Origin of the sequence: Bacillus sp. SRB_8, assembly GCF_003264205.1 — a bacterium.
Lineage (GTDB): Bacteria > Bacillota > Bacilli > Bacillales > Bacillaceae_G > Bacillus_A > Bacillus_A mycoides.
In genome coordinates this window covers 60,052-75,276 of the sequence record NZ_NADT01000004.1, presented here as the reverse complement: position 1 = coordinate 75,276, position 15,225 = coordinate 60,052, and the positions used below count along the sequence as shown (strand labels likewise).

At 33.6% G+C, this 15,225-nt stretch carries 11 protein-coding genes and 1 pseudogene; 4 read left to right on the top strand and 8 right to left on the bottom strand.

All coding sequences use genetic code 11. The annotated features are described in order from the left end of the window. Window positions 1-238: 238 nt before the first annotated feature. Together B5P40_RS02540 and B5P40_RS02535 are read left to right on the top strand one after the other, a co-directional pair. Entirely contained in the window at window positions 239-2,911 is a 2,673-nt protein-coding gene (locus tag B5P40_RS02540; protein ID WP_113708797.1) for a YfhO family protein, read from the top strand. A gap of 92 nt (window positions 2,912-3,003) precedes the next feature. After that, entirely contained in the window at window positions 3,004-3,942 is a 939-nt protein-coding gene (locus B5P40_RS02535) for a glycosyltransferase family 2 protein (protein ID WP_002130144.1), read from the top strand. Between the two features lie 41 nt (window positions 3,943-3,983). Here B5P40_RS02535 and B5P40_RS02530 read toward each other — a convergent pair whose 3' ends face one another. Together B5P40_RS02530 and B5P40_RS02525 are read right to left on the bottom strand one after the other, a co-directional pair. After that, entirely contained in the window at window positions 3,984-4,928 is a 945-nt protein-coding gene (locus tag B5P40_RS02530) for an SDR family NAD(P)-dependent oxidoreductase (RefSeq protein WP_113708796.1), read from the bottom strand. Window positions 4,929-4,986: 58 nt separating this feature from the next. Then, window positions 4,987-5,559, bottom strand: coding sequence for a TetR/AcrR family transcriptional regulator (locus B5P40_RS02525; RefSeq protein WP_003192666.1), 573 nt, complete (start codon window positions 5,557-5,559; stop codon window positions 4,987-4,989). A gap of 169 nt (window positions 5,560-5,728) precedes the next feature. On the opposite strand from B5P40_RS02525, the gene B5P40_RS02520 reads away from it, so the two are divergent. Next, entirely contained in the window at window positions 5,729-7,282 is a 1,554-nt protein-coding gene (locus B5P40_RS02520; RefSeq protein ID WP_113708795.1) for an ABC-F family ATP-binding cassette domain-containing protein, read from the top strand. A gap of 23 nt (window positions 7,283-7,305) precedes the next feature. Here B5P40_RS02520 and B5P40_RS02515 read toward each other — a convergent pair whose 3' ends face one another. After that, window positions 7,306-8,187, bottom strand: coding sequence for a TetR/AcrR family transcriptional regulator (locus B5P40_RS02515; protein ID WP_113708794.1), 882 nt, complete (start codon window positions 8,185-8,187; stop codon window positions 7,306-7,308). 299 nt (window positions 8,188-8,486) lie between these two features. Here B5P40_RS02515 and B5P40_RS02510 point away from each other — a divergent pair, with 299 nt between their 5' ends. Then, window positions 8,487-11,603 (top strand): efflux RND transporter permease subunit, encoded by a 3,117-nt coding sequence (locus B5P40_RS02510; RefSeq protein ID WP_113708793.1) that lies wholly within the window; start codon window positions 8,487-8,489, stop codon window positions 11,601-11,603. A gap of 25 nt (window positions 11,604-11,628) precedes the next feature. Here B5P40_RS02510 and msrB read toward each other — a convergent pair whose 3' ends face one another. The 5 genes and pseudogenes from msrB to lrgA form a co-directional block, all read right to left on the bottom strand. Next, window positions 11,629-12,081 (bottom strand): peptide-methionine (R)-S-oxide reductase MsrB, encoded by a 453-nt coding sequence (gene msrB, locus B5P40_RS34310; protein ID WP_370458379.1) that lies wholly within the window; start codon window positions 12,079-12,081, stop codon window positions 11,629-11,631. A gap of 45 nt (window positions 12,082-12,126) precedes the next feature. Further along, window positions 12,127-12,594, bottom strand: a pseudogene (gene msrA, locus B5P40_RS34305) (peptide-methionine (S)-S-oxide reductase MsrA); the annotation flags it as partial. Window positions 12,595-12,695: 101 nt separating this feature from the next. After that, a complete protein-coding gene (locus B5P40_RS02500; RefSeq protein WP_002016425.1) occupies window positions 12,696-13,730 on the bottom strand; it encodes an AI-2E family transporter in 1,035 nt (344 codons plus the stop codon). A 334-nt stretch (window positions 13,731-14,064) separates the two neighbouring features. After that, complete coding sequence (lrgB, locus tag B5P40_RS02495; RefSeq protein WP_002184461.1) at window positions 14,065-14,757, bottom strand: antiholin-like protein LrgB; 693 nt, start codon at window positions 14,755-14,757, stop codon at window positions 14,065-14,067. 34 nt (window positions 14,758-14,791) lie between these two features. Then, window positions 14,792-15,223: an antiholin-like murein hydrolase modulator LrgA gene (lrgA, locus tag B5P40_RS02490; RefSeq protein WP_113708792.1), complete on the bottom strand. Its 432-nt coding sequence runs from the start codon at window positions 15,221-15,223 to the stop codon at window positions 14,792-14,794. Window positions 15,224-15,225: the final 2 nt, after the last annotated feature.

The window sequence follows — 15,225 nt, the reverse complement described above, 5'->3', positions numbered from 1 at the left end:
GCACTTCATTATTCTCGAATTTTCAGTGGTTAAAAATGCTATATATTCCATGTCAAATTGACTTACTTTCTGAGAATGCTTTATACTAAATTACAAGTAAACTATGAAACTCAATGCTTGTAAAATATATATGATACAACAAAAATATATATTTTTTTATGCTAAAACTAAAAAACACACCTTCATAATTGGTGTGTTTTTATATGTAACAACTTTCGAAGGAGGATTATAAATTTTTATGAGCATAAAGCCGAACAATAAGATTTTCTCAAAGAAAACTATAATGATTATTCCGATATTATTATTGTGTGCTTTTGCTTTTCATTATTTCTTTTTAACATCTAATCAAGTCTTTTCTGGTACAGGTGATGCATTAAGCCAATTTGGTTTCTTTACATTTCTCCTGCAACATGCCTTTAAAGATGGTAATCTTTTTTGGTCTTTTGATTATGGATTAGGTGGAGATTTATTTGGAGAGTTTAGTTATTATTACAGTACAGCGCCGTTCTTCTGGATTACGCTGTTACTTCCTAAATTAAATATTGAACAAATCTATGATATGAAATTATACATGAGTATTTTAAAAAACTTTTTAGCTATGTTATTCATGTATGGTTCTTTACGTTATCATAAGAAAACAGTCTTCTCATCTTTTATTGCTGCTATTATGTATGGTGGATGTATTACTTTTATGCGCCATTCATTACTTTGGGATTTCATGGCTGATGCCATCGTATTTTTACCATTAGTAATATGGGGACTTGATAAATATATTATAGAAAAGAAACGTGGACTTTTCTTAGTAGCTGCTACTTTAATGTTAGCATCGAACTTTTATTTTGCTTTTATTACAAGTATTTTCATTTTCATTTACGCATTTTTCCAATACTTTGCCACACAGCAAAATAAAACAATCGTCTCTTTTCTAGCCTATTATATTAAAATTGGATTATTATACGGTCTATCACTTGGCTTGGCTGCAGTTTGCTTTATTCCATCAGTCAATGCGGTATTTAGTGCGGATCGGTTAACGAAGAAATTTGATATACCTTTATTCTTTGAAGATACATTTTATAAAGATCTAATGGAAACTATCTTCTTCGTATATGATGCTGAAAATCATCAATTAGCTTTACCAGCTTTAATTTTATTCCTAATCATATTTGGAATGTTTATACGTGATAAACTTGTTAAAAATAAAGTATTCTTTACATTTTTCATGTTCATTCTGTTTATGCTTCCGTATACATACTCTGTATTTAATGGTTTCTCAGCAATGCAATATAGATGGCTTTATTTATTTGTATTTGTAATTGCTCAAACTATAGCATACATCTTAGATTGGATGATTGTTCATAAGAAAGAACATAAATTACCTTATATAATGAGCTCATTAGTATCAATAGGATTATTCATTTATGCATTTTATAGAAAAGTAAATATAAATGTAAGTGATAAACCTTTACAGGTAGTTGACAATATTTTAATCGGAACTATCGTTCTTTCTCTCATTACAGTATGTTTATGGCGTTATCTTTCTAAACCTTTCATACAATTTTTAGTTGTAGTGAACGTACTCGTTAGTACAATTTCCATGAATTACATGTATGCTAATAATATACTTAGTACCGCTTTCGGACAAAGCAATGCTACAAAAGAAGCTTTACATGTATCTGGCTATGATAACAAAGATGAGATTGCTGCCATTCGTTATATACAAGAATATGATAAGGACTTTTATCGTATTCTTAACCCAGGTAGCGCCCATAACACACCAATGTTACAAGGTTATCATGGTACAAGTACGTACCAAAGCTTGATTAATTATTATGTTCATGACTTTATGAAAAATAAATACAACGTATTCCAAGGGTTCGACACTCCTTCGATGTTCTTCCAAGTTGATAGTCGACTACTACTTGAAAATATGTTAGGTGTAAAATATCGCGTACTAAGCGCTGATACAGATCAAAAAAATATCCCATATGGATATAAACTATTAAAACAAGTAGGACCATATAATATTTACAAAAATGACTATGCTTTACCGTTAGGGTATGTATATGATTCTGGTATAAGTGAAGAAGAATTTTCTAAATTAAACTTCGCTCAGCGTGACCAATTATTATTACATGCTGTAGTCGTTAATAATGGAAAAGACTTTTCATTAACTCATTTTGATAAAAAGAACCTTAATTCAAAAGCGGTATCTATCAATATGGAAAAAGTACAACTAGAAAATATGGAAAAAGAGAATAATAAACTCATTGTCCACGGCAATGGAAATATGATTGTACCTATAAATTATCCTATTACTCCTGGAGATTTAATTGTAGAATTAAAGATAAAAAATAAAGGTTCATTCCATGCAGTAGTTAACGGGAAAGATATGGGGAAAGGTGAAGACACTGGTGCATACTCATATCCTTTAGAAAGATTTGTTTATAATTTAGGTAAAGACGATCGCCCAGACCAACTAACTATTTCTATTGATGCGCCAGGTGAATACGAACTTGAAGACTTACAAGCAAATATCGTAAATTACGAAGGTGTACAAAAAGAAACAAAAAAACTAACTGAAAATAGACTTCAAAATATTTATTATAAAAACAACTATTTAAAAGGTGAAATCAACTCAAAAAAGGATGGATTACTATATTTATCTGTTCCATATAGTAAAGGTTGGACTATAAAAGTTGATGGAAAAGAAACAGAATTCACGAAAGCAAATTCTGCCTTTATTGGCGTACCAATTACAAAAGGAGCACATGTAATCGAAATGACTTATGTTACACCTTACTTTAAATTAGGTATGATTATATCAATTATTTCACTAATTATTTGTGTAGCCTTACTAGTTTTTACAAATCAAAAAGGACGCCGAAAATTGCCTTTTAAAAAGCAGCAATGAGCACTCAATAAATCATGAAGCTATCCAAAGCGGATAGCTTCATAAAAAATATTAAATAACGTTTTAACCATTATAAACAAGGAGGGTCAAAAATGACTCTTTCAATAGTCGTACCATGCTACAATGAAGAAAAGATGCTTCGAGCCTTTTATTCAGAGACTTCTCTAGAAATTCATAAATTAACTACCGATTATGAATTTGTTTTTGTAAATGATGGTAGTAAAGATGATACATTAAATATTCTACGTGATTTGGCAAATTCAGATGCAGCTGTTCATTATATATCATTTAGTCGGAATTTCGGCAAAGAAGCCGCTATGTTAGCTGGTTTAAAATACGCTACAGGTGATGCAGTTGTTATTATGGACGCCGATTTGCAACATCCTCCTACACTAATAAAAGAAATGTTAGAAGGATATAACGAAGGTTACGACCAAGTTATTGCAAAAAGAACAAGAACAGGTGATTCACCCGTTCGCTCTTTCGTTTCTCGTCTATACTATAAAGTGATGAATAAGTTTGTAGATATTGAACTAGTAGACGGCATTGGAGATTTTAGACTTTTAAGTAGAAGAGCTGTTGATTCTCTATTATCTTTAAGCGAATACAATCGCTTCTCAAAAGGTTTATTCTCCTGGATTGGATTTAATGAACTAATTATTGGATATGAAAATGTATTACGTTCTGATGGAGAAAGTAAGTGGACTTTTTCTAAATTGTTAAATTACGGAATAGATGGTGTTATCTCATTCAATAATAAACCATTAAGACTATCTATATATCTTGGATTATTAACAACTATTTTAGGGATTTTATACGTAATTACTACATTTATTCAAATTATTGTTGGTGGTGTTGAAGTCCCAGGATACTTCACTTTAATTTCCGCTATATTATTTATTGGTGGTATTCAACTCATTTTCCTAGGTGTTATGGGTGAATACATCGGTCGCATTTATTATGAAACAAAACGTAGACCACATTTTATTGTAGCTGAAAAGAAAGTTAGTGAAGTCAAACAAAAAGCATAATAAAAAAGTTACTTCTACCTACAGAAGTAACTTTTTTTATACTAATATTTACATACCTTTTTTTGCATAGATATAATCGTTTCTTTTAGCCCGCTATAATAAGAAGTTTTAGGTATCTCACCAATATACCTCTCATATTTCTCTCCGCTTAATACAACAGGATTTTCTGTCAAATATAGCATTTCCACAAATTCTTTCATCTGCTTATCAAATAGTCCGATTAAATTTATCATACCTTTTTTTACTGTCATTACTGGTTTTGTATATCCCGTTAATTCTTGTATATGTTGAATCATCTCTTCACCTGTAATGACACCACAACCCGGTATGTTCCAATTTTGTCCATAGGCCTCATCACGTAAAGCTAATTCAACCATTGCTTTTGCACCGCCTGGTGTGAAAATATATTCACGAGCAATCTTTTTATCTCCAACAAAGCTTGATAACTTATTTGCAAGTACCCCATTTAAAGTATGATGAACAAGTGTACTTTCTGCATTTGGACCATAAAAATCAGGGAAATGTGCAATAAACATTTGTACACGAGCCTGTTTTGCCATCATTTCTAGCTGTAACCGAATTTTCCCTTTCTTCGTATGTGGTGCCTTTTTAACTTCTTCCACTACAGGTTCTTCCCCTTGCCTCCCATACGCATAAATAATATCAACTATCCCTAACTTACTGTCGTAATACATTGCTACTTCTAATATATTTTTTAATAATTTTGGTTGCTTCTTCTCCCAATCTGAATATGGAATGTTTACAGCATGAAATATAATATCAACGCCTTTCGCGGCTTCCATTATATCCTCCTGTATAAATACATCTCCCGCTACAACTTTCACATTTTCTTCTCCAGAAAATAATATCTCTAATTTCTCTTTATTCCTCGCAAAGGCCACTACATGAATTCCTCTGCTACATAATTCTTTTACAATTGCATACCCCATTGATCCAGATGCTCCTAGCACTAAAGCTTTTTTCATTATATATCCCCCCTAAATTAATTAACCGCTGTTCAATTAATATTAAAAAGAAAATCACTTACATAAGAAGTGATTTTGAAATAAACTCCACGTGTACTTTAGCTAATCCTTTTACTTCTTCAAATGTTTGATCATTCCCACAATAGTGTGCCACAAACCCATGTAATGATAGAAAAACAGACCATATTGTCATTACATTTACCTTCTCATTACACAAAGAAGATACAACAGTAGCAAATTTTTCGTAACTAACATTTGGGCCATCTGCTAAACATTCTTTTAACTCATCATCTCTAATTAAAAACATGATTTCATAATGACTTTGATTTTGCAAACCAAATTCAATAAAACCAAATAAAACAGCTTTCAATTGTTCCTCTTGTGGTAAATTTTGATCATTAATCTCACCTAATTTTTGATTCAGCAATTGAAAATCTTGCTCTACCATCGCATAGAAAAGCTCTGCTTTATTTTTAAAATGATAATAGATGGCACCATGGCTATATCCTAGTTCTGTTGCAATTTTACGCATTGAAGTATGCTGATAACCTAATTTTATAAATAAGTCTCTTGCTACATTCATAATCATTTCTCTCGTTAATTCTTGTTTAACTGCCCTTCTTGGCGACATTTTTCATACCTCACAATTTAATTAACCACTGTTCAATTAATATTATAACCTTTTCCCAAAAAAATACAATGAGTTTCTTACAAAAAGATACATTTTGAAAGGATAGCATTATACTCAATAATTTAGTATCATGATTCAAGGTACTATTTCAAGTTGGACGGAGGATACTATGAGCTTATTAACAGTAGAAAAACTAGGCCATACATTTGGCGATCGCACATTATTTAAAGATGTATCCATGCGTTTACTAGCAGGAGAACATGTCGGATTAGTCGGTGCAAACGGTGTTGGTAAATCAACATTTATGAATATTATTACTGGTCAACTTATCCATGATGAAGGCCGTGTAGAATGGACACCTGGTACAAATTACAGTTACTTAGACCAGCATACAATTTTAACACCTGGTCGCACAATTCGTGATGTATTAGCTGACGCGTTTTTACCTTTATTTGAAAAAGAAAAAGCTTTAAATGAAGTTGCAGAAAAAATGGGAACGGCAACACCGGAAGAATTAGAGGACCTTCTTGAGCAGATGGCAGAAATCCAAGATGCTCTCGAAGCAGGTGGTTTCTATTTACTAGATATGAAAATCGAAGAGGCAGCAAGAGGTCTTGGAATTGATGCAATCGGTTTAGATCGTGATGTTTCAGCACTAAGTGGTGGACAACGTACAAAAGTATTACTTGCAAAGCTATTACTTGAGCAACCAGAAGTGTTATTACTCGATGAGCCTACTAACTATTTAGACGTTGAACATATTCATTGGTTAACTAATTATTTAAAAGAATATCCACATGCATTCTTATTAATCTCTCATGATACGGAATTTATGAACAAATGCGTTGATGTTATTTTCCATCTAGAATTTACAAAAATGACGCGCTATACAGCGACATACGAAAAATTCCTAGAGTTAGCCGAAATTAATAAAAATCAACATATAAATGCTTATGAAAAACAGAAAGAGTTTATTAAAAAGCAGGAAGACTTTATTGCAAAGAACAAAGCTCGTTATTCAACGACAGGTCGTGCAAAAAGTCGTCAAAAACAACTTGATCGCATGGAGCGTATTGATCGTCCTGAAACAGCAATTAGGCCAGAGTTCTCATTTAAAGAGTGTCGTGCAAGTAGCCGTTTCGTCTTTGAAGGTGAAGATGTAGAAATCGGATATACACATCCGTTATTACCAAAACTAACAATGACAATTGAACGCGGTGAAAAAATTGCCATCGTTGGTTGTAATGGTGTTGGTAAATCAACATTACTAAAAACGATTTTAGGAAAAATTAAACCTTTAAGCGGTAAAACAAGTCTTGGTGACTTCTTAGAGCCTGCATACTTCGAGCAAGAAGTAAAAGCTGATAATATAACACCAATTGATGACGTTTGGAACACATTCCCTAGCATGGACCAACATCAAGTTCGTGCAATGTTAGCGAAATGCGGATTAAAAAACGAGCATATCTCTCGCCCGCTAAATCAATTAAGTGGTGGCGAACAAGCAAAAGTTCGTTTATGTAAGTTAATGGGTGAAGAAAGTAACTGGATCCTATTCGATGAGCCAACAAACCATCTTGATGTTACAGCAAAGGAAGAACTTCAAAAAGCTCTGAAGGCATATAAAGGGACAATCCTTCTTGTATGTCACGAACCAGAATTTTATGAAGGCTGGATTACAAAAACTTGGAATGTTGAAGAATGGTCACAAAATAATTCTTAATTATAATAGAAAATCCTTGCGTTCTATATGCAAGGATTTTTTATATTATAGTATGCCGTAAGCCTCAATCGAAACTCATTTAAACTAGGATATACCGCTAAATTAACAAGCATACCTCTAATGACTGGAATTCTTGGATTTTGCAATCTCATTTCTGCTTCTAAAACATCTAAAGTTACAAGTAACTCATCATTTTCTAATTGATCAGCTAATGTTCGTTTAAATACAATAATTTCACTTAGAAAATGTTCCTTCACCTGTTCCTTAATAAGTTCGGAACTACAAAGAAATTCTCCTAGTCTCTCTTCATGTAGGACAGGTTCCTCCGAAGATTCTAGAAGCCCCTCTACTAAATTATCTATCCTCTGTAAAATAAAGGTCGAAACATAGGATAAATCAATTTCCGGTGCATTTAAAATAATTAATTGTAAATAACCATGGCATATTCCTTCTACCATAATTACCAAATCTAATAAATATGGACTGACTTTGTCACCATAAATGGACAGTAAGCTATTCCGATAAAATGCATGAGACTCTAATTTCATCCTCATCATAAACTCTTCTACTTCTTTATTAAACGGAATTGCATTTTCTCTTGCATGCATAATAATAAATTCTTTATGTTTTTGCACATCAGTAAACTGACAATATAATTGTTTTTCAAATTTTTCACGTGGTAATAAAGATTCTTTTTCAATATCCAGCATTTTCTTCTGAATCTTGTCATAATAATATCGAAGTGTGGCCAATAATAACTCATCTTTTGATTTGAAATATAAATAAAAAGCTCCTTTTGATATACCACATGCGGTTACGATTTCTTGTACTGACGTTGCATTTACACCCTTAGTTGCAAATAACCTCATAGCCATCTCTATAATTAAGCGCTCTTTTTCTTTCATATTCTCTCTCCTAAATTTAATCTCGCATCTTATGTAAATTCAAACTTGATTTTATTCCACATTAACTGAAAATAAAACTCCCCATCTAAAATTTAATGGAGTAAATGGTTTATATAGAAGCCTTTCCATCTATAAAATCCGGTTAGTAAAAGCCAATGATCAGAAAAAGAATAGGAAACCGACTACTTACAGTTTGATTTTATTATACCATCTCTTTTCATTGACGACTGACCAATCGGTCAGTTATATTATGTATTAGACTGACCGATTGGTCAATATAATAAAAAGGGAGCGCAAACATGAACAAAATCATCAATTTCACGTTAAAAAATAAGTTCGCAGTTTGGCTACTAACCATTATTGTTACTATTGCGGGTATTTATTCTGGACTCAATATGAAGCTGGAGACAATTCCTGATATTACAACACCGATTGTAACAGTAACCACGGTTTATCCTGGTGCTACACCAGAAGAAGTAGCTGATAAAATTTCAAAACCAATGGAAGAACAACTCCAAAATTTAAGCGGTGTAAACGTTGTTAGTTCATCATCTTATCAAAACGCATCTTCTATTCAGGTAGAATATGATTTTGATAAAAATATGGAAAAAGCCGAAACGGAAATTAAAGAATCGCTCGCAAACGTGAAACTGCCAGAAGGTGTGAAAGACCCGAAAGTCTCACGAGTAAACTTTAATGCCTTTCCTGTTATTTCATTAAGCGTAGCGAGTAAAAATGAATCTTTAGCTGCCTTAACAGAAAATGTAGAAAAAAATGTTGTTCCTGGATTAAAAGGACTTGATGGTGTCGCATCTGTTCAAATCGCAGGTCAACAAGTAGACGAAGTACAGCTTGTCTTCAAAAAAGATAAGATGAAAGAATTAGGTTTAAGTGAAGATACTGTAAAAAATATGATTAAAGGTTCGGACGTATCGTTACCACTTGGCCTATATACATTTAAAGATACGGAAAAATCAGTTGTTGTCGATGGTAACATTACAACAATTAAAGCATTAAAAGAATTAAAAATTCCAGCTATCCCTTCATCACCGAATGGTCAAGGTAGCCAAAACGCTGGTGCTGGAACACAAGCACCACAGATGAATCCGGCCGCTATGAATGGCATACCAACGGTTACATTAGAAGAGATTGCTGATATTAAAGAAGTTGGAAAAGCGGAATCCATTTCTCGAACGAATGGAAAAGAAGCAATCGGTATTCAAATTGTGAAGGCTGCTGATGCGAATACAGTTGATGTTGTAAATGCAGTTAAAGATAAAGTAAAAGACCTTGAGAAAAAATATAAAGACTTAGAGATTATTTCAACATTCGATCAAGGTGCGCCTATTGAAAAATCAGTCGAAACAATGCTTAGCAAAGCTATTTTCGGTGCTATCTTTGCGATTGTTATTATTATGTTGTTCCTGCGAAACATTCGAACAACACTAATCTCTGTCGTTTCTATACCACTTTCTTTATTAATTGCAGTTTTAGTAATAAAACAAATGGATATTACCCTTAACATTATGACACTTGGAGCAATGACAGTTGCTATTGGACGCGTTGTTGATGACTCAATTGTTGTTATTGAAAATATTTACCGACGTATGTCTTTATCAGAAGAGAAATTACGTGGGAAAGATTTAATTCGTGAAGCTACGAAAGAAATGTTTATCCCGATTATGTCTTCTACAATTGTAACAATCGCTGTATTCTTACCTCTTGGGCTTGTAAAGGGTATGATTGGTGAAATGTTCTTACCATTTGCTTTAACAATTGTTTTTGCCCTACTTGCTTCCTTACTTGTGGCAGTTACAATTGTGCCGATGCTAGCACATTCCTTATTTAAGAAGGAAAGCATGAGAGAAAAAGAAGTACATCATGAAGAAAAACCAAGCAAATTAGCAAACGGCTATAAACGTATACTTGAATGGGCGTTAAACCATAAAATTATTACATCAAGTATCACAGTCCTCCTATTAGTAGGCAGCCTTGCACTTGTACCAATCATCGGTGTCAGCTTCTTACCATCTGAAGAAGAAAAAATGATTATCGCAACGTACAAACTTGAGCCAGGTCAAACGTTAGACGACGTTGAAAAAATTGCAACGAAAGCTGAAAAGCATTTCCAAGATAAAAAAGACGTCAAAACGATTCAATTCTCATTAGGCGGCGAAAACCCAATGAGCCCTGGTCAAACAAATCAAGCGATGTTCTTCGTTCAATATGATAACGATACGAAAAACTTTGAAAAAGAAAAAGAACAAGTCGTTAAAGATTTACAAAAGATGTCTGGAAAAGGTGAATGGAAAAACCAAGATTTCGGAGCAGGTGGCGGTAGTAACGAAATTAAGCTATACGTTTATGGAGATAGCTCTGAAGAAATTAAGCCTGTCGTGAAAGACATTCAAAATATCATGAAGAAAAATAAAGATTTAAAAGACATAGACTCTAGTGTTGCAAAAACATATGCAGAATATACTTTAGTCGCTGATCAAGAAAAGTTAAGTAAAATGGGGCTAACTGCTGCTCAAATTGGAATGGGACTTTCTAATCAACATGACCGCCCTGTTCTTACAACAATTAAAAAAGATGATAAAGATATAAATGTATATGTAGAAACTGAAAAACAAAACTATGAAACGATCGATGACTTAACAAATCGTAAAATTACAACACCACTTGGTAATGAAGTTGCTGTTAAAGATGTTATGACTGTAAAAGAAGGTGAAACTTCTAACACAGTAACACATCGTGATGGCCGTGTTTATGCGGAAGTTAGTGCAAAACTAACATCTGATGACGTTTCAAAAGCATCTGCCGCTGTTCAAAAAGAAGTAGATAAAATGGATCTTCCTTCTGGTATAGATGTTTCTATGGGTGGTGTTACACAAGATATTCAAGAATCATTCAAGCAACTTGGCTTAGCGATGTTAGCTGCGATTGCCATTGTATACTTCGTTCTTGTTGTTACATTTGGCGGTGCCCTTGCACCATTCGCAATTTTATTCTCGCTACCATTCACAATCATTGGTGCACTCGTTGCCTTATTAATTTCTGGCGAAACGTTAAGCGTATCTGCGATGATTGGGGCTCTTATGCTAATTGGTATCGTTGTAACGAACGCAATCGTGCTCATTGACCGTGTTATTCATAAAGAAAATGACGGCCTATCAACACGTGAAGCATTATTAGAAGCTGGTACAACACGCCTGCGTCCTATCTTAATGACTGCAATTGCAACAATCGGGGCTCTTATCCCGCTTGCATTAGGATTTGAAGGTAGCGGCTTAATTTCTAAAGGACTTGGCGTAACAGTAATTGGTGGATTAACAAGTTCAACATTATTAACACTTCTTATTGTTCCAATCGTTTATGAAGCATTAAGCAAATTTAAAAAGAAAAAAGTAAAATAAAAAAATAACCTCGCTGACTGCGAGGTTATTTTTTATTCCCAAACAAGATTAGGAAATCACCATATCCTTCCTTTTCTAAATCTTCTTTTTGAATAAAGCGTAGCGCTGCCGAATTAATACAATAACGAAGGCCGTTTTGTCCCGGGCCGTCTGGAAATACATGCCCAAGATGTGAATCTCCTTCTTTACTTCTCACTTCCGTACGCGTCATATTATGGCTAACATCCATTTTTTCTTTCACACTAGCTGACATAACTGGTTTCGTAAAACTCGGCCATCCACAGCCGCTATCGAACTTATCGAAAGAAGTAAATAATGGTTCCCCCGAAACAATATCTACATAAAGCCCTTCTTCTTTATGATTCCAATACTCATTTTGAAAAGGCGGTTCTGTCCCATTTTCCTGTGTTACATAAAACTGCATCTCGTTTAATCTTTCTTTTAAATGAGCATTATTCTTTGGCCAATGTTGTTTAATAAAAGCATCTCGACCTGAGCCTTTACGATATAACTCATAGCGAAATGTATTCTTCTTATAATATCCTTGGTGATATTCTTCAGCTGGATAAAACGTAGCAGCTGGCAATATTTTTGTCGCAATCGGCTTCGAAAAATTCCCACTTTTCTCGAGCTCTTCTTTTGAAGCCTCTGCCCTTTTATGTTGTTCTTCATTATGATAAAAAATCACCGTTTCATAAGACTGTCCACGGTCGTGGAATTGTCCCCCTATATCAGTCGGGTCAATTTGTCTCCAATATATATTTAACAACTCTTCATACGGCATTTTATTTGCATCAAATGTAATTTGTACTGCTTCATAATGCCCAGTTGTTTCCGAGCACACTTCTTTATACGTTGGATCCTCTTTATGGCCACCTGTATAGCCTGAAACAACCTGTATAATCCCTTCCATCTCTTCAAATGGCGAAACCATACACCAGAAACACCCTCCGGCAAACGTAGCTAACTCTATCTTTTCATTTACAGCCATTATTTCACCCCTATTCTATCTTCTCCTTACAGTATGGCATAAGGAACGTCATGTTATAAAAGAAAAAGCATCGAACATCGATGCTTTTTCTTTACTTCACTTTATTTTTTTCCAACGTCCTTCTCCATTTCATCACTTGTCACATCTAAGACATCTAATAAGAAAATGAAGATTGGAATACCGATAATAAGTCCCCACACACCTAAGAAATGCTCAGAGAAAATTAATATCATAAATGTGTAGAAGATTGGTAAGTTTGTTTTTTGAGACATAAACTTCGGATTTAATACATAACTCTCAAGTGCATGAATTACTGTTACGATAACTACAATATAAACGACATACATAATACCGCCAATATTGTAAGCAATCATACAGAGTGGGAATAACGAGATAATAACACCCGCCACTGGAATTAAACCAAGCAAGAAAATCATTAACGCTAAACCTAGTAATTGCGGGAATCCTAATATCCATAATGCAATAACAGATAAAACACAGTTAACAATTGCAATTAAAAATTGTGCTTCGATTACTTTTCCAAATGAACGTGCAAATTTCTTTCCGAAATACTCTATTTCGTTATAGAAAATTGCAAGTCGGCTTTCTTTAAATTTCGAAGTAAAAGCAACGATACGTGCTTTTTCAAGTAAGAAAAATAAGCTTAAAATTACAGAAAGTAAAACTTGAAGGCCAAATTTCCCAACATTCGTAATAGATTTATACAAAATGTCTACGCCTTGCCCCACATATTTAGAAAGCTCCATATGATTAACAGCATTAACTGCATACTTAATTAATTCACTATCAGGTGGATTTCTTAAAAATACATTAAATTGATAAATCAATTGTGAAATTTGTATTGTTAATACCGGTAAATATTTAAATAGCGTAATGGCAATTCCTGCCACTAACATTACATATAAAAGCGCTATAATAATTTTTCGATTAATTGGCATGAAATGATCTAATTTACGAGAAATAAACTTTTGGAATCGATCCATTAAATACGTCAACATAAACGTAATTAAAATTAAATTTAACATACTTTGCATCCCATACAATATGAGAGCAAGTAATACTAATACGATTAACCTCTGAAATCCTTTGCTTTGAAACAGGTTTTTTATTTGCATAATCGGCGAGTACTCTCTCCTGTCCTATAAAGTAAAACGTTAACAAGTAGATCTCTCTCTATTTTCTACTTATAATTATCCTTTAATATTAAAGCCATTGCGAGCAATTTATATTCAACCCTAACCACCCGTTAATTGTGCTATATATTATGTTACTTCTTATTTTACAATACAATGACCTATTTCAGAACGCATTATACGTAGTATTAATGAAGATTTAAGGAAACTTTTATCCTTCAATAGGTCTTACCACTACTGTAACATAAAAAGCAAGCTATCAGTAGAAATCCGTCCTACAAATAACTTGCTTTTATATTTTTTTTAGTAAGTTTTATCATCCAATAAACGGCATGAACATTGGAATAACCACCACTGTTACGACACCAACCACTGTCACAGCGATACTGGCCATAGCTGCTTCTACTTCACCCATTTCGATACCTACTGCAACCCCTAACGCATGTCCTGCTGTTCCAAGCGCTAAACCTTTAGCAATCGGGTGTTTCACTCTAAATGTTTTTAAGAATAACGCACCTAATGCGTATACGATAACAGCATTAAAAATAACTGCAAATGATGTAATTGCTGGAATACCACCGATACTTTCAGATATTGGTAATGCAATTGCTGTTGTCGCTGCCTGTGGTAGCATTGAGTTCATTACAGCTGTATTTAAACCAATTGCTTTTGCGACAATGAACACCACAACCACTGAACAAATAGATCCAACCACGATAGCCGATAAAATTTGCCACCAATATTTTTTTAACTTATCAACTTGTTTATATAATGGAATTGCAAAGGCGATTGTTGCTGGCTCTAAGAAGAAACTAATCATCTTCCCGCCCGTATTATATTCCTCAAAGGTAAAGTTACCTACCTTTAAAAATACAATCCCTAATACCATTGCTACGAATAGTGGTGTAAATAAGAAGAATCCTTTTGAGTGTTTGAATAAAAACGTTCCGATTCCGTATGCAATTAACGAAACGACGATTCCAAAATATGGAGTCATTGTGCTTGCCATGTTCATTCCCTCCTAACAATATATACTAAATTGGTTACGCAACTTTTCCGTGCTTGCGTCCTTTATTTACTACTTTCAATTCTTTCGTATCTTCTATTTCTTTATCGTCTTTTCCTAAAATAAATTGTGCAAATAATCCTGTTACAGCGAGTAAAATAATTGTTGCGACAACAATTACAGTTAAAATTTGTACAAAATATTGTCCCATTACAACGAGAGAATTAATAACCGAAATACCTGATGGAACGAAAAGGAATCCGATAATACCTGTTAAAGCCGTTCCGAGTGATTCAACTTGTTCCAATTTAATAACTTTTAAACATAATAGGCTAAATAAAATAACTAATCCGATCACCGATGAAGGCATCGGAATTGGTAAATGCGTTGCAATAATATTAGAAACTAACATAATAGCTGAAAATATGAATGCTTGTGATAAGAAACTATATACTTTTTTCGTACTCATTT